This window comes from Waltera intestinalis, assembly GCF_009695995.1.
GTDB lineage: Bacteria > Bacillota > Clostridia > Lachnospirales > Lachnospiraceae > Acetatifactor > Acetatifactor intestinalis.
The window spans coordinates 25,035-41,192 of sequence record NZ_VUMU01000010.1 but is presented as its reverse complement, the minus strand read 5'-3'; the positions used below and the strand labels follow the sequence as shown (position 1 = coordinate 41,192).

General features: G+C 46.7%; 15 protein-coding genes and 1 tRNA gene. All 16 read left to right on the top strand.

Annotation, left to right across the window (positions count from 1 at the left end):
* Positions 1-146: 146 nt before the first annotated feature.
* The 16 genes from FYJ59_RS09050 to FYJ59_RS08975 all read left to right on the top strand — a co-directional run bounded on the left by FYJ59_RS09050 (position 147) and on the right by FYJ59_RS08975 (position 15,989).
* Entirely contained in the window at positions 147-593 is a 447-nt protein-coding gene (locus FYJ59_RS09050; protein WP_118545905.1) for a Fur family transcriptional regulator, read from the top strand.
* 128 nt (positions 594-721) lie between these two features.
* A tRNA-Lys gene (locus FYJ59_RS09045) sits at positions 722-794 on the top strand.
* Between the two features lie 602 nt (positions 795-1,396).
* Positions 1,397-1,648 carry a hypothetical protein gene (locus FYJ59_RS09040; protein WP_154496554.1) on the top strand — a complete coding sequence of 84 codons (252 nt, stop codon included), beginning with the start codon at positions 1,397-1,399 and terminating at the stop codon, positions 1,646-1,648.
* Between the two features lie 115 nt (positions 1,649-1,763).
* On the top strand, positions 1,764-2,540 hold the full coding sequence (locus tag FYJ59_RS09035; RefSeq protein ID WP_154496553.1) for a TatD family hydrolase: 777 nt from the start codon (positions 1,764-1,766) through the stop codon (positions 2,538-2,540).
* Between the two features lie 14 nt (positions 2,541-2,554).
* Positions 2,555-3,910: an MATE family efflux transporter gene (locus FYJ59_RS09030; protein ID WP_154496552.1), complete on the top strand. Its 1,356-nt coding sequence runs from the start codon at positions 2,555-2,557 to the stop codon at positions 3,908-3,910.
* Between the two features lie 203 nt (positions 3,911-4,113).
* On the top strand, positions 4,114-4,995 hold the full coding sequence (locus FYJ59_RS09025; RefSeq protein WP_154496551.1) for an aldose 1-epimerase family protein: 882 nt from the start codon (positions 4,114-4,116) through the stop codon (positions 4,993-4,995).
* 186 nt (positions 4,996-5,181) lie between these two features.
* Positions 5,182-5,667, top strand: coding sequence for a DUF2975 domain-containing protein (locus FYJ59_RS09020; protein WP_154496550.1), 486 nt, complete (start codon positions 5,182-5,184; stop codon positions 5,665-5,667).
* A 91-nt stretch (positions 5,668-5,758) separates the two neighbouring features.
* Positions 5,759-5,986, top strand: a complete 228-nt coding sequence (locus tag FYJ59_RS09015; RefSeq protein ID WP_022154045.1) for a helix-turn-helix domain-containing protein — start codon at positions 5,759-5,761, stop codon at positions 5,984-5,986.
* Between the two features lie 22 nt (positions 5,987-6,008).
* Positions 6,009-7,604, top strand: coding sequence for a DUF4153 domain-containing protein (locus FYJ59_RS09010; protein ID WP_154496549.1), 1,596 nt, complete (start codon positions 6,009-6,011; stop codon positions 7,602-7,604).
* Positions 7,594-8,922: a DUF6688 domain-containing protein gene (locus FYJ59_RS09005; protein ID WP_235897974.1), complete on the top strand. Its 1,329-nt coding sequence runs from the start codon at positions 7,594-7,596 to the stop codon at positions 8,920-8,922. The genes FYJ59_RS09010 and FYJ59_RS09005 overlap by 11 nt, the downstream gene beginning before the upstream one ends.
* Before the next feature lie 25 nt (positions 8,923-8,947).
* Positions 8,948-9,457, top strand: coding sequence for a hypothetical protein (locus tag FYJ59_RS09000; RefSeq protein WP_235897973.1), 510 nt, complete (start codon positions 8,948-8,950; stop codon positions 9,455-9,457).
* Between the two features lie 127 nt (positions 9,458-9,584).
* Positions 9,585-10,178, top strand: a complete 594-nt coding sequence (locus FYJ59_RS08995; protein WP_154496547.1) for a rod shape-determining protein — start codon at positions 9,585-9,587, stop codon at positions 10,176-10,178.
* Positions 10,178-11,380, top strand: a complete 1,203-nt coding sequence (locus tag FYJ59_RS08990; RefSeq protein WP_154496546.1) for an HD-GYP domain-containing protein — start codon at positions 10,178-10,180, stop codon at positions 11,378-11,380. Before FYJ59_RS08995 ends, FYJ59_RS08990 begins: the two co-directional genes overlap by 1 nt.
* Before the next feature lie 24 nt (positions 11,381-11,404).
* A complete protein-coding gene (locus tag FYJ59_RS08985) occupies positions 11,405-12,442 on the top strand; it encodes a YeiH family protein (RefSeq protein WP_154496545.1) in 1,038 nt (345 codons plus the stop codon).
* 120 nt (positions 12,443-12,562) lie between these two features.
* A complete protein-coding gene (locus tag FYJ59_RS08980) occupies positions 12,563-13,462 on the top strand; it encodes a hypothetical protein (protein WP_154496544.1) in 900 nt (299 codons plus the stop codon).
* A 31-nt stretch (positions 13,463-13,493) separates the two neighbouring features.
* Positions 13,494-15,989: an excinuclease ABC subunit UvrA gene (locus FYJ59_RS08975; protein ID WP_154496543.1), complete on the top strand. Its 2,496-nt coding sequence runs from the start codon at positions 13,494-13,496 to the stop codon at positions 15,987-15,989.
* The last annotated feature ends 169 nt before the right edge of the window (positions 15,990-16,158 follow it).

Here is a 16,158-nt window from a genome sequence, read left to right as displayed (position 1 = left end):
ATTGAGAGCTGACTCTTTGACTGCTTGCAGGCATAAGAGGCAGATCCAATTTTGATAGGGCGACGCCCGTCCAGCGAGGAACACGAAGTGTTTCGAGGTGGAAAGCACTGCGCCCTCGAGATCGCGATATAAAAGGACAGATATCTATGGAAGAACATAAATGTGAACACAATGATATTTCTTATCCCAAGGGATTAAAATGGACCAAACAGAGAAAATGCGTGTATCAGGTGCTGGAGGAAGCGACCGAGCCCCTCAGCGCCGTACAGATTTACAATCGTATTGAGAGAGATCACGAAGGCAGCGATTATGCTGTATCCACAATCTACCGGATTCTGGCAACATTTGAAGAACATGGAATGGTAGAGAAGACAACGTTCATGGGAGACGGTACCGTAGTATACGAATTGAACCGCGGGGAACATACCCATTATGCGGTCTGCCTGGAATGTCATAAGAGGATTCCGCTGCCCAGCTGCCCCTTTGCACATGTGCATTTAGAGCAGGATACCGGAGATTTCACTGTCACCGGACACAAATTAGAGCTGTACGGCTACTGCAAAAAGTGCCAGGAAGCCCGTAAAAAACAGTAATTTCACCTATTGTACAAATAAATCGAAAAAAATATTTAAATTTTTTTCAAAAAGTACTTGCATTCTTGAAAACCATGTGATAATATATGTCTTGTCGTTGCGGGAGACGCAACAACGACACAGAAAATGCACCGCTAGCTCAGTTGGTAGAGCACCTGACTCTTAATCAGGGTGTCCAGGGTTCGAGCCCCTGGCGGTGCACTCGAGAGAATCGTTTTTGGAGACTTAGGAGCTCCGGGGACGGTTCTTTTTTTGCTTTCATTTTGTCGGACAAACTACTTTACAAAGCCGGTATCCCGTGTTATATTGAAATTAGCCAAAGTTAAAGAGTTCGTAAGAACAAAATGTCACACAAAAACCCCGGGGTGCAAGCCCGGGGTTCTTTGTTACTTGGCTGATCGTGTTATTCATCCTCTCCATCCAACCATTTGCTTATGTAGTTGCCGACTACACTTGCCACAACAGAGAGTATAAAGTTAAAGAGTTCTACCAAAATGTCACCCCCTTCCTGTCGGGGTAACACGACATGCCAATTATAGCATACGGTTCTTGCAGCGTAAACCGCCAAAAAACGACTTAAAATACCTATTAGGAGTCTTTTCTCTTAATCAGGTTGTCCGGAGTTCAAGTCTTTGGCGGATCCATATTCTCTTAAGGGGAGAACAGAAACCGAAATGGCAACCTTTCCACAGTCTGGTTAGAAACGGGAAACGACATAGATGAGGAACACTACAGAAAAACTGTTAATAGTTCTGTACATGAAGTATTCGCGATATTTGAAATTGATGAGTGAGGGGAATACTATGAATGATGCAATAGCAATGATGTTTTCAATTTTAATTGTCATGTTCGGGTATCTGGTATTTAAGATCTTGACGGATCAGAGCCAACCAACGACTACCAGCACCGGGAAACGGAGCAAGAAGAAGGGGACAGGAAAGCCGGTTATCAAAAATAACTGGAATATGCGACCACTGGACACAAAAGATCCTGCAGACAAAGATCTGCGGTATGAAGATTTTGTAGAATCATCTTGGAAAGAAATAGAAAAATAATTGTCTGACAAACGCACACGCAGCACAGCCGGATCCACGCTTTCGGAAATTATTTTGTAGGACAAATATCACACGGTTCTTTTTTGTATAATTATTCAAGTTGAGGAGATTTTATATGATTGCGATATTTGATACGCATGCGCATTATGACGATGACGCATATAACGACGACAGAGAACAGCTTCTGGCGGCGCTGCCGGGGCAGGGCATTGCACGGGTGGTGGATGTGGGTGCGAGCCTGGCATCCTGCCGGAAAGTGTTAGAGATGATGGAGCAGTACGATTACATATATGGAGCTATCGGCGTACATCCCAGCGAGACCGCGGAACTGACGGAGGAATCTTATTCCTGGCTGAAGGAACAGTGCCAAAAGGAGAAATGCCTGGCGGTGGGAGAGATCGGACTGGATTATTACTGGCCGGAGCCGGACCACGAGACACAGAAAAAGTGGTTCCTGCGGCAGCTGGAACTGGCGCGTGAGATCAAAAAGCCTGTTATCATTCACTCCCGGGATGCAGCGAAGGATACCGTGGATCTCATGACGGAGGCGCACGCAGAAGAGATCGGCGGTGTAATTCACTGCTATTCCTATACGAAGGAGACGGCGAAGATTTTCCTGGATATGGGATTCTACTTTGGAATCGGCGGCGTGCTGACTTTTAAAAATGCAAAGAAGCTGAAGGAAGCGGTAGAATATATCCCTATGGACCGCATCGTGTTGGAGACGGACTGCCCATATCTGGCGCCGGAACCGAACCGCGGTAAACGCAATAGCTCCCTGAACATTCCCTATGTGATCGCTGCCATGGCGCAGATCAAGGGGATCACAGAGGAAGAAGTGCGCAAGGCGGCATGGGACAATTCCCTGAAATTGTATCGAATGGATAAATAACCGGGTAAAAAGAAATGGAAGCAAGCAAAACAAAACTATTTTCAAAAGATGATCTGAAAAAACTGATCATTCCTTTATTGTTTGAACAGGCACTGGCAATCACTGTGGGCATGGCGGATACCGTCATGATCTCTTCGGCGGGCGAGGCGGCGGTCTCCGGCGTATCCCTGATCGACATGTTCAATAATCTGATCATCAGTGTGCTGGCGGCACTGGCTACCGGCGGCGCCGTGGTGACCTCCCAGTTTCTCGGAGCCGGGAAAAAAGAGGACGCCTGCAAATCTGCAAAACAGTTGATCGTGTCATCGGTATGCATTACGATCGGCATATCGATTTTGGTTATGGTGTTCTGTAATGGCATCATTTCCCTGTTTTTCGGTAAAATTGAAGCGGACGTATTTCATAATGCTGTGATCTATATGATGATCTCTGCACTGTCCTTCCCGTTCCTTGCCCTGTACAATTCCTGTGCGGCGCTGTTCCGCTCCATGGGAAATTCCCAGATCACGCTGAAGGTCTCCGTGGTGGAAAATATCATTAACATCGGCGGTAATGCTTTGGGTGTTTATGTACTGGGACTGGGCGTGGCAGGTGTGGCGATTCCTTCCCTGATCTCCCGTGCAGTGGCAGGATTCATCCTATATCGTTTGCTGAAAAACCCGTCCAACGAAGTGCATTTATTAAAAGAAAGATTCCACATCGACTGGCCGGTGATCCATAAGATTTTTTACATAGGTATCCCCAGCGGGATTGAAAATGGTATTTTCCAGCTGGGACGTGTCATTGTGGTAAGCATTATCGCGGGTTTCGGAACTGTGCAGATTGCTGCCAACGGGGTGGCGAACAGCTTGGACAGCATGGGTTGTATTGTGGGACAGGCTATGAATCTGGCAATGATCACGGTAATTGGCCGTTGTGTCGGCGCCGGAGATTCCGGTCAGGTGCGGTATTATACGAAAAAATTATTGAAGATTACCTACTTGTGTACCTTTATGGTAAACAGCGTCATCCTGCTGTGTCTGTCGTGGATCCTGAAATGCTATGGATTAAGCCCGGAGACCACGCAGTTATCCTATATTCTGGTCATGATCCACAACGGTATGGCGATGTTTTTGTGGCCGGCGTCTTTTGTTCTGCCGAATATGCTTCGTGCCTGCAATGACGTACGGTTTACCATGGTGCTGTCTATTTTTTCCATGTTCGTGTTCCGTATCGGATTCAGCTATATCATCGGTGTGAACATGGGTTACGGAGCCATCGGTGTCTGGATCGCTATGGTACTGGACTGGATCTTCCGTGTGATCTGTTTTGTGAGCAGATATTTGTCCGGACATTGGCTGAAGACAGCCGGACTGCAGGATAACAGATAGCAACAGTTCATCTCGCGCCATTCGCAAAGTCGCGTTACCACGCTTTCCGTCACTTCGTGACTATCTTTGCTCATAAGCTGGCGCTCATCTCGTGAACATATGCGGCCACAAAATCATGCGAGCATGATTTTGTGTGCCCGGATATATTCACGGATGAACTGTTATGAGGTATAATGTGGGAAAAAGAGAGAGAGGTATGCAATATGCAGGTAGTATTGGAAAATGAAGCTTTAAAAGTAACCATCAACAGCTTTGGTGCAGAGCTTGCAAGCATTCGGGGGAAAGCAACAGATACCGAGTATCTGTGGAATGCGGATGCAAAATTCTGGAAGAGAACTGCCCCGGTACTGTTCCCCTTTGTAGGAAGTCTGAAAAATAAGGAATATCATTATGAAGGAAAGACCTATTCCATGGGTCAGCACGGCTTTGCCAGAGATATGGAGTTTGTCGTGGATGTACAGACGGCGACAGAAGCATGGTTTTCCCTGCGATCCAATGAAGAAACAAAAGCAAAATTTCCGCTGGAGTTTATCCTGAAGATTGGTTATGAATTGGAAGGAAAAGAACTGAAGGTCATCTGGCAGGTGGAAAATCCGGATACGAAAACACTGTACTTTTCCATCGGAGGACACCCCGCATTTATGTGCCCTGTGGATGAAAAAGGAAAGCAGTCGGAATATTATTTCAAGTTTGATACGGACAAAGATCTGACTTACGGATTGGTGGCAGATGACGGACAAGGACTCATGGGACAGCAAAAGGATGTATTACCGGTGAAAAACGGTTATGCGAAGATCACGGAGCACTTATTTGACCGGGATGCCCTGATCGTGGAGGATCGTCAGGCTTCTGCAGTGAGCCTGTGTACTCCGGACAAAAAGCCGTATGTTACCTTAAACTTTGATGCTCCGTTATTCGGTCTGTGGTCTCCCGCAGGCAAGGGAGCACCGTTTATCTGCATCGAGCCATGGTATGGCAGATGCGACAAGACGACCTTTGACGGCAGTTTAGAGCAAAGGGAGTACAGTAATACCCTGCAGGCAGGCGAGGTATTCCGCAGGGAGTACACTATCACAATAGAATAATTACGAGAAAGCGAAAAAGCTTCTGAAAAAAGCTGAAAAAAGCTTCGGGCACAGAAAAAGATTGTGCCCGGAGCTTTTCTTACGCTGATATTCAATATAATTTTATCGAATATCAATAAAATTATATTGACATTCGTATAATAGAGTGATATGTTAAGGCTACCAAGAAGGAAAGAGGTATTCATTATGGAGAAGAGAGAGTTGTCGGAAAAGGAACTGCGGGAGAAAAAGTTATCTTTGGCGAAGGGGACAAAGTACCTGTTGGATTTCATGTTCTATTCGGGAATTCTGGTGACGATAAGTCTGCCGCTTAGTCTCAAATACATAGGAAAGTATCTGGAGGCGGTGGAGGAGAATTACCTTCCGGCGGTGCTCATATTCGCCATTCTGGGTGTGTTGGCGTTATTGCTGATCAATGAACTGCGCAAGATGTTTGGCACGGTGCTTGCGGAGAACTGCTTTGTACCGGAAAATGTGGCGAGCCTTAGGAGAATGGGAGACTTAAGCTTTTTCATCGCGGCCATGAGCGCTGTGAGATGTGTGGTGTACCTGACCATTGCAATGCTGGTGATCATTCTGGTATTTATCATTGCAGGCATGTTCAGCAAAGTGCTGGCGATGGTATTTGAAGAAGCCGTGCGCTACAAGGAAGAAAACGACTTAACAATCTAAAAATTCAGTCACGAAGTGATAGAGCGTGTGATACGCGACTATGTAAATGACGCCGGCTGAACGGAAAGTCAAAATTAGAAAGGCATCTATTATGGGAATCATTGTAAATCTGGATGTAATGATGGCAAAGCGGAAGATCAGCCTGACAGAACTGGCGAATCAGGTGGATCTGACACAGGCAAATTTATCCATCTTGAAAAATAATAAAGCAAAAGCCATCCGTTTCTCTACACTGGAATCCATCTGCGAGGTGCTGCATTGCCAGCCCGGAGACATTCTGGAGTATGTAGAAGACACAAAAGAAGAGGAAACCAAATAAAACCTGAGAGGGGGAGATCACAATGCAGGAAAATACAGCAGTACAGGAAACAAATTCAGTGAATCAGGAACAGATTTCCGGGCAGAACGTAGTCCGGGTGGTGGAAAAGACAGAGACTGTGGAGACAAAGCGCTTGCAGGAGCACTATAATTTCTTCGGACCGGTGACTTTTCTCTATGCCGTATTCTATGCATTTTGTATGTTCCGGAACGGCTCGGGGATCACCTTCCCTTTTTTCCTCGCAGGCACTTTACTGTATTTTGTCTTCTCGCTGTCAAAACTAGAGATTACCTTGAAAAAAGGGAGCGCCTTTTATATGGTCAGCATTCTGCTGCTGGGGGTATCCACCTTCTGCACCGACGGATGGGCGATCATAAGTCTGAACAAGCTGGCGGTGTTTCTGTTAGTGATGTGTCTGCTGCTGAATCAATATTTTGATACGAAAAAGTGGAAGCTTGGGAAATATGTGGGGAGTATCTGCCAATTGGTGGTTATGAGCTTCGGGGAACTGGGGAAGCCTTTTTCCGATGGCAAAGCCTATTTTCGTGAAAAAGGAAAAGTAAATAAGAAGGTATGGTATGGACTGCTGGGAGTAGTGATCGCACTGCCCATTCTGCTCATTGCCGCTGGACTGTTAAGCTCTGCCGATGCGGTGTTCCGCAAGATGACAGTGGATTTCATGAACCGGATCCGTCCGGGAAATGTATTTAACGTAGTCATCCGGGTAACGTTTCTGTTCTTTACTTCCTATGCACTGACTTCCTACCTATGCAAGCGAAGCATCCCGGAGGAAGTGAAGGATCGCAGAAAGGGTGAGCCGGTACTGGCAATTACGATTATGTCACTGCTGTCACTATTGTATCTGCTGTTTTCCGGTATTCAGATCTTCGGATTGTTCTTAGGAAAAATGCAGCTGCCGGAGGGCTATACTTACGCACAGTATGCAAGAGAAGGCTTTTTCCAGCTGCTGGCTGTCAGCATTCTGAACCTGATCCTGGTATTGGTGTGCCTCAGCTTTTTTAGGGAGAGTAGGGTACTGAAAGTGATTATGACGATTATGTCATTATGTACTTTTATCATGATCGCGTCTAGCGTAATGCGAATGATCATTTACATCCGGTATTATTATCTGACTTTCCTGCGGATCTTCGTATTGTGGATGCTGGCGGTATTATTCGTCATGTTTATCGGAGTGCTGATCAATATTTACAGGGAAAGCTTCCCACTGTTCCGCTATGGTGTCGTGATGGTGACCGTGCTGTATCTTGCATTGTCCTTCAGCCATCCCGACTATATTATAGCCAGAGTGAATATTGCCAATGCACCCGGCGGAGACTTCTCTTATCTGAGTGATCTCAGTGCGGATGCAGCACCGGCCATTATTCCTTATATGGAGAGTCTTGGGTATGATTTTGGCGCCTATGAACTGGAGAACCCTACGGATATTATGAGTGAAGATACGCAGGCTCAGTGGTGGGGGAGTTATCAGCCGAAGGGATTCGGATATTATTACCTGAACCATAATAAGAAGCGTCTGGATCAGACATCTCTGCGGACATTTAATATTTCCAGATATATGGCGCGGAAACAGATAGAGGCAAGAATTGATGGAAAATAAAGAAATGAATACGGAAAAAATAAAGTTTTATAAAAAGCATCCGGTGTTGCTTGCATGGCTGATTTCTATATTTATCGGACTGGGCTATGCGCTTTTTACGATCATAGCCTCTGTTATTCATTATGAGCAAAGAGATTATGTATGGGAGATCATTAAGGCTTTTACAGAAATGTTTACCTGGGCAATTTTAATGGGAGCGGTACTGGTATTTCCTGTGGTGCTGACGATCAGTGAAGTAATCTGCCTGATCTGTGAGGAACGAGGGCACCCGGTGAAGGGAGACTGGCTGTTTGACCAGCATGTATTTTGGCTGGGCGGATTCTATGAAATTTGTTATTTGGGGTTGATTAGGGATGTGACATCCGCTGACTGGCAGACGCAGTTAAGCAATTCCAATCAACATACACCGATTTACAGTGGTTCCATGGTTACTTTTATAGTACTCCTGCTGCTGGCATTTATAGGGTATGAGATTCTGCAGAGCATTCCGCTTCGGAAGCTGCCGCCCCTTGTGACAGTCCTGTCGATTTCCGCAATGTACCTGGGACTGCTGGAGCTGATCCTGTTCACAGTACAGATATTCAAGCCGACGATTTTGCTTGATGGATATTTGCTATTATTTCCACTGTGCTGTGTGCTGCTAGTGGTGCGACTGCTTCTGAAGAAAATACGGGAGTGGAATGCACTGATGCAGAATGCGGAGGCGGAACACTTTGGGACGGGGAAGATTTATCAGAATCCCATGCTGCGTTGGTGTGACAGCATATTGCGGAAGGCTGCATGGTGGCCGGTGCTGGGACTGGTATTGATGTTCCCGCTGTTGGGGATCCTGATCGCAATCCTCATGCTGTTTGGGCAGGCACCGGATTCTGTGATTAAAGCATTCACGGAGACCAGCGACTGGAATCTGTCTCTCAGGCAGGCACCGCAGAATGTCATGTATGATGAACATTATCTCTGCACGATAGCTGCCGGCGGTCATAAAAAGATCGTAAAGCCCATCCGTCTGGGGAGGCGGCATGGGCATGAAGTCATTGTGAACCGTCAGTTGTGCATCGCCAATGCTTTTGAACAGGTGTTGGAAGAACGGACTCCCGGCTTTCACCGGGCACTGCGTCATTTTTATGATACTTACGGGTTCCCTGTGGCGAGACTGATCCACAGTAAATACACGGCGGATCTGGTGTATTTTATCATGAAACCTTTAGAATGGATCTTCCTGTGTGTGTTGTACCTGACGGACGCCCATCCCGAGAACCGCATTGCTGTGCAGTATATCGGGAAAACGGCAGCGCAGGTGGAAGAGTTGTATAAATAACTCGGAATTTGAGGGAGGAAACAGTATGAAAAAGATTATTGCAATGGTTCTTTGTCTTGTGTTGGTTTTTTCATTGGCTGGTTGTGGAAATAATGATCAAAGTTCAGATACGCATGATGCGAACTACGAAGAAGGTTATACGGCTGGCTACGAGGTTGGATATAATGATGGGAAGCAGCAAATGGCCGAAAACAAAAAGTACTTTGCACAGTTTTCGGGATCTTTTACAGCTTCCGTTGAACAACTCTTGCCGGATTACTTTGCGCTTCCGGGAAAAACGATTGCCGTAGTTCACTTCTTTCAGGATAAACCATTTTTACTTCGCTTTCAGGAAGATATGACTGGAAAGCTTGTTGAAGGAACGGTTTATGTGTTCGAGTTCAAGACATTTGAAGTTGAACTTCCGGCTGATGAGGAAAATCCAGATATTTCGGATTATATGTACTCAATAGATGTTACTAATTATAGAGTTGCGGAAGATAGCGAACTCGGGTTGGACAGCATAATGCCGACTGTTGAAATAATATCGAAGTAAGTAACCGGATTATTTAATAAGAAATCACCGTGGTAAATTCTATTTAGATTTCCCGGTAAAAGAACCGGATTGAACTGGCAGGGCAGAAGAGGTATACTTATTTCCGGAAACGAACGGAGGTACCGGGATGGAAAAGTTTACCCCTTCAGAGCTTTGCGCAGACATTAAGATCTATGATTATAAGAAAAAAGTAAAATATGATGAGAAATCCCTGGTGATTTTTGAGAAAACAGGGAAAATGATAAAAGCCGGAAAAGAGTGTGAAGGCATGCTTTACACTCTTCCGGCTAATTCTATTGGCTTTTCTCCGATCGTGTTGGGAAGAGTCAGCGACTATACCTGTGCGGAAAAGATGCTAAAGCAGATGCTGTGTCGGTATCTTGGCAAGGCATCATTTGCGGGATACGGAGAGGGGCTTATTTTTGTTCACGAGAAGCTGAACGAAGTGGAAATGAAAGCCTATTTTGATCTCCTGTATCAGGCGGGAGCCAAAAATGTGGTCTATGCGGATGAAAGTGTGAAAGGAATCCCGGAGGGAACTCCCTGGGAGGATGTGATCTGGGGAATGAAGAACACTTATAAAAATCTTCGTTTTGCAGTAGAGATCACGAAGGAACAGCCCATGGATTACCTCAGATATTCACTGGCGCAGTTGGCAGAGAACTGTAAGCGGTGGGGACTGGAAGAGGAATATAACCAAAGAGTACTGGAGAGAAAATAATGTTACTGGATGTTTTAGGATTACTGTCAGCCTGTTCGTATGCTTTGGACTGTGTGGAGGCAGAACTGGTACATGTGTCTGACAAACATGCGAAGCGTGTGGCATACATGAGTGTCTGCATGGCAGAGCAGCTGGGGATCAGCGATGAGAGCCTGCAGGATCTGGCAGCATGTGCCCTGCTTCATGATAATGCGCTGACACAGTATATTCAGGAAGAATTACATAAGGATGTTGCAAATGTTCCGCAAGTTTCTCAGGTAGGAATTCACTGTACTCTGGGTGAAAAAAATATACAGAGACTTCCTTTCCAGACGGATGTGAAGAATGTAATTCTGTATCACCATGAAAATGCTAATGGGAGTGGACCGTTTGGAAAAACATGGGAAGAGATTCCGCTTTTTTCCCGCATCATTCATATAAGCGATCTGTTGGACCGGGCATACGGTGCAAAGGGCTTTACGGAGGATATTTTCAATAAAGCTTGTGGATATCTTCACAAAAATGAAGGAACCGTTGTGGACAAAGAATGTGTGGATGCTTTCCTGCAGGCGTTTCCCCTGCCGCATTTTCTGACACTGGGAGAGGATAGCTTTGAGAAAAATCTGTGGGAGAAAATCTCCCGCATCAAACAGGAGCTAAGTTTCGCACAGATCAAGGAGCTGGCGAACTTTTTTGCACAGATCGTCGATTACAAATCTCCATTCACCAGCACCCATTCCATCGGTGTAGCAGAGGATGCAGAACGGTTGAGCCGTTATATGGGATTTGATGAAGAAACCGTGGAGAAAATGTACCTTGCGGGCGCTTTGCACGACATCGGAAAAGTAGCGGTAGGAAATGAGATACTGGAGAAACCGGGAAGACTCACGGAAGATGAATTTGCCGTGATGAAGCATCACGCAGCATATACCTATTATATTCTGTCTGACATTGACGATTTTGACGAGATCCGTGACTGGGCGGCATTTCACCACGAACGGCTGGACGGAACCGGTTATCCTTTCGGTAAGACCGCCGCAGAACTGAACACGCAGGAGCGCATGATGGCATGCATAGACATCTATCAGGCACTGACGGAAGGCCGTCCCTATAAACAGGGCATGTCCCACGAAAAAGCCTGTGAGATCCTGTGGGATATGGCGAAGAAGGGCTGGCTGGATGAAACGATCGTGAAGCAGGTCGAGGATTGCTTCCGGGGATAAGAACGAAAGAGAGGAAATGAGCAAATGAATTTTATGAAAAAGAATGGGATCGGTATTCTGCTTTGTCTGGTAATAGCTATTCCGGCATGGTTTCTTGGAAAACTGTTTCCGGTGATAGGGGGAGCGGTACCGGCAATCATTGCAGGAATGATCATTACAATGATCTGGAATGATAAGGGAAAAGCGGAAGCGGGAATTAAATGGACATCAAAGGTGATTCTTCAGAGTGCGGTGGTTTTGCTTGGATTTGGAATGAATCTGGGAGTAATCTTTCAGACAGGAAAGCAATCTTTGCCGATTATTGTCTGTACGATCACAACATCTCTTATTATTGCATGGATACTGCAGAAGATTCTGAAAGTACCTGCAAACACATCAATCCTTGTAGGCGTCGGCTCATCCATCTGCGGAGGATCTGCGATTGCGGCAACCGCACCGGTTATTGATGCCGATGATGATGAAATTGCACAGTCCATAGCGGTGATTTTCTTTTTCAATGTGCTTGCAGCCATTTTTTTCCCAATTCTTGGAAAAGCAATAGGATTTGACACTGTGCATGGGGATGCATTTGGTATTTTTGCGGGAACGGCAATCAATGATACGTCATCGGTAACGGCTGCTGCATCAACATGGGACAGTATGTGGAACCTTGGAAGTGAGACATTAAATAAAGCAGTGACGGTAAAACTTACAAGAACACTTGCGATCATACCAATTACACTCGGATTATCCCTGATACGGGCCAGACAGAGTGCAAAAGAAGGAAGACAGGCTGCAAAATTCAGCTTTAAGAGAGCATTTCCGATGTTTATACTGTATTTTGTGCTTGCAGCGATCATTACGACAGTCTGCGTACATATGGGAGTCAATGCCGAGGTATTTCATCCGCTGAAAGAGCTGTCAAAATTTATGATCATTATGGCGATGGCAGCAATTGGATTAAACAGCAATGTGATACAACTCATTAAAACCGGTGGAAAGCCTATTATTGTCGGGGCATCCTGTTGGTGTGGAATTACAGCTGTAAGTCTTATCATGCAGCATATAATGAAAATTTGGTAATGTCTGTTGCAGTAGATAAAACCAATAAAAAAGAGATCAAAAAAAGGAAACGCTGGGAAAGGGAAATATGACACTTCAACAATTAAAGCATGTAATAACAGTAGCGGAGAAGACAGAAGCATGAATAAAAAAACAGCTTATTACCATCTTCCCGGTCTGTTTGAATTCTATGAACTATACCGGATATTTCTGCCATTGTTCCGGGAGCATCGGGAATATTTTTACGACTGGTGCGACATTGGTTCCATCTACGGAGCACCGCCGGACTGTATCTGGGGAGGCGGCCGGGTCTCACTGGAGGATCACGACGCAGGAGAAGTGCTGGCACTGTTACAGGAATACGGGATCTCAGCCCGTCTGACCTTCAGTAATTCCCTTCTTCGCAAGGAACATCTTTCGGACAGAAAATGCAATGAACTCTGTGCTCTGTTCGCGGAAAATGCAACCCCGGAAAACGGCGTGATCGTCCATTCGGAACTGCTGTTACAGTATCTGAAAAGTCATTATCCGCAACTTTATCTGATATCCTCCACCACAAAAGTACTGACGGATTTTGAAGCGTTAAAAAAGGAGACCGACAGAGACGATTTTCGCTATGTTGTACCGGATTTCCGCCTGAACAAGGTTTATGAAAAATTAAATACGCTGACAGAATCACAGAAAGACAAAGTGGAATTTTTGTGCAATGAGTGTTGTTATTTCGGCTGTAAGGACAGGAAGGAATGCTACGAAGCCGTCAGCCGCAGGAATCTGGGAGAGGAGCCGGATTTTAGTTGTACTTCACCGGGGGCGGAGGAGGGCTATCGTTTCTCCAAAGCCATGAAAAATCCCGGGTTTATCAGCGTGGGAGATATTCAGAAGATCTATCTGCCTATGGGATTTTCCAATTATAAGATCGAGGGCCGGGGACTGGGCAGTGCACCGGTTCTGGAATTTTTACTGTACTATATGACGAAACCGGAGTACCAACTGCAGGTCAGAGAAGAAATCTATCTGGATAATATGCTGGATCTGTTTTAATAAATGAAATCAAAAGATGAGGAATGCTGTCATGGAATACGAAACCAATGAACCAAAGCATATCAAGGTAAGAGGTGCAAAGGTTCATAACCTGAAAAATATAGATGTGGATGTTCCCCTGCACAAAATTGTGGGGATCGCCGGTGTATCCGGTTCGGGAAAATCTTCGCTGGCACTGGGTGTCCTCTATGCAGAGGGCTCCAGACGTTATCTGGAATCCCTGTCCACATATACGAGAAGACGTATGACCGGTGCGGCGAAAGCGCAGGTGGATGAAGTCCTCTATGTTCCAGCTGCTCTGGCACTGCATCAGCGCCCCGGCATTCCCGGGATCCGCAGTACCTTTGGAACCGGAACGGAGCTTTTGAACAGTCTGCGTCTGATGTATTCCAGACTGTCATCCCACCGCTGCCCTAACGGACATTATGTGCCTCCGACCCTGAAAGTAGCGTCGGAGCAGGAGATCCTGTGCCCGGAATGCGGAGCGAAGGTACATGCTCCCAGCGCAGAGGAACTGGCATTCAATTCTCAGGGAGCCTGCCCGAAATGCGGCGGTACGGGAAGTGTGCGGACTGTGGACCTGGATTCTCTTGTGCCGGATGATTCCCTGAGTATTGACGAGGGAGCGGTGGCACCCTGGAACAGTCTCATGTGGTCTTTAATGACAGATGTCTGTCGGGAAATGGGAGTGCGGACGGATGTGCCTTTCCGGGAACTTACAGATCGGGAAAAAGAGATCGTCTATCACGGTCCCGCGGAGAAGAAACATATTTTTTATAAGGCGAAAAAGACCAATCAGGCGGGAGAACTGGATTTTACATATTTCAATGCAGTATACACGGTAGAAAATGCCCTGGCAAAAGTGAAAGACGAAAAGGGCATGAAACGTGTGGAAAAATTCTTAAAGGAGGACATCTGTCCGGAATGCGGCGGCAGCAGACTTTCGGATGCGGCCAGAGCACCAAGACTTAGGGGCATAGGGATTGCGCAGGCCTGCCAGATGCCCCTGAAAGAACTGGTGGACTGGGTAGCGGGAGTGCCGGATTCTTTGCCCGAAGAGATGCGGCCCATGGCGGAATCCATCTGTGAATCTTTTCAGACCGTGGCGAAGCGGTTAATGGATCTGGGACTTTCCTATCTATCGTTAGACCGTGCGGCAGCCTCTCTGTCCACCGGGGAGAGACAGCGGATGCAGCTGGCCCGTGCAGTGCGGAACCGTACCACAGGAGTGCTCTATGTGCTGGATGAGCCTTCCATCGGTCTGCATCCTTCGAATATTGTGGGGTTGAATGCGGTGATGCATGACCTGATCGCTGACGGCAACTCCATTATTTTGGTAGACCATGATACCCAGATTCTGTCCGAAGCGGACTGGCTGATCGAGATGGGACCGGAAGCCGGTGCCGGAGGCGGCTATGTGATCACACAGGGTACGATTCCAGAGGTAATCGCCAAAAAGGAGTCCATGATCGGTCCTTTTCTGGCGCAGACTGCGGATATGCGTATCCGTAAACCCATCGCCTGGGAGGAAATGTTTGCACCGGGAAAGCTCCATCTGTCCACAGATGCCATCCATACGGTAAAACCTCTGGAAATAGACATTCCCAAAGGAAGACTTACGGTCGTTACCGGTGTCTCCGGCTCCGGGAAGACCACCATGGTGCTGGAAAGCCTGATTCCCGGACTGGAAGCAAAGTTAAACGGCGAACATTTGCCCGGCCATGTAAAAAGTATCACCGCAGAGGGCATCGCCCATGTAAAACTGATCGATGCATCCCCCATCGGCATCAATGTGCGGTCCACGGTAGCCACTTATGCCAATGTGCATGACGAACTGCGGAAAATTTATGCAAAAACCGCGGATGCGAAGAATAAGAAATATAAGGCGGGAGATTTTTCCTACAATACCGGAAAATTAAGATGCCCGGTCTGCGACGGTACCGGACAGATCAGTCTGGACGTACAGTTCCTGCCGGATGTGGATGTGCCCTGCCCGGAGTGCGGCGGCTCCCGCTATGCCAGAGAAGCATGGGACATCTGCTATGAGAACAAACGGGGGAAACGTTATTCTCTGCCGCAGATGATGGAGATGGATGTAACGACGGCATTGCAGGCGACAGAGGATTGGAAAGTCGTGCATCAGCGGCTGGAAGTCCTGAAAAATCTGGGACTGGGATATTTAACATTAGGCGAAGAGACACCAAGCCTCTCCGGCGGAGAGGCCCAGCGGTTGAAGCTTGCCAGCGAAATGGGCAGAGGACAGTCGGATTCTGTATTCGTATTTGATGAGCCGACGATCGGACTGCATCCGTTAGATGTACAGACCCTGTTGCAGGTATTTCAGACGCTGGTAGACAATGGGGCAACGGTACTTGTCATTGAACATGATCTGGATGTGATCCGCAATGCCGATTACATCATTGATATGGGACCCGGTGGCGGAGAAGACGGCGGAAGAGTTGTCGCTGTGGGAACTCCGGAGCAGATCTCAGCCAATGCAGACAGCATTACGGGAAAATATCTGTGATTAAAGACAACGATGTGTGCGCGAGCGTCCATCGCTGTCTTTCCTTATGCCTATGCGCGGTTCATTGCTCATGTAATTTCCATTACAATTTCCCCAGTTTGATTTTGACATACGTATAGTGACTATGATACACTGAATAAGAAAAAAGTGGGACAGTCTGCTTTGATGA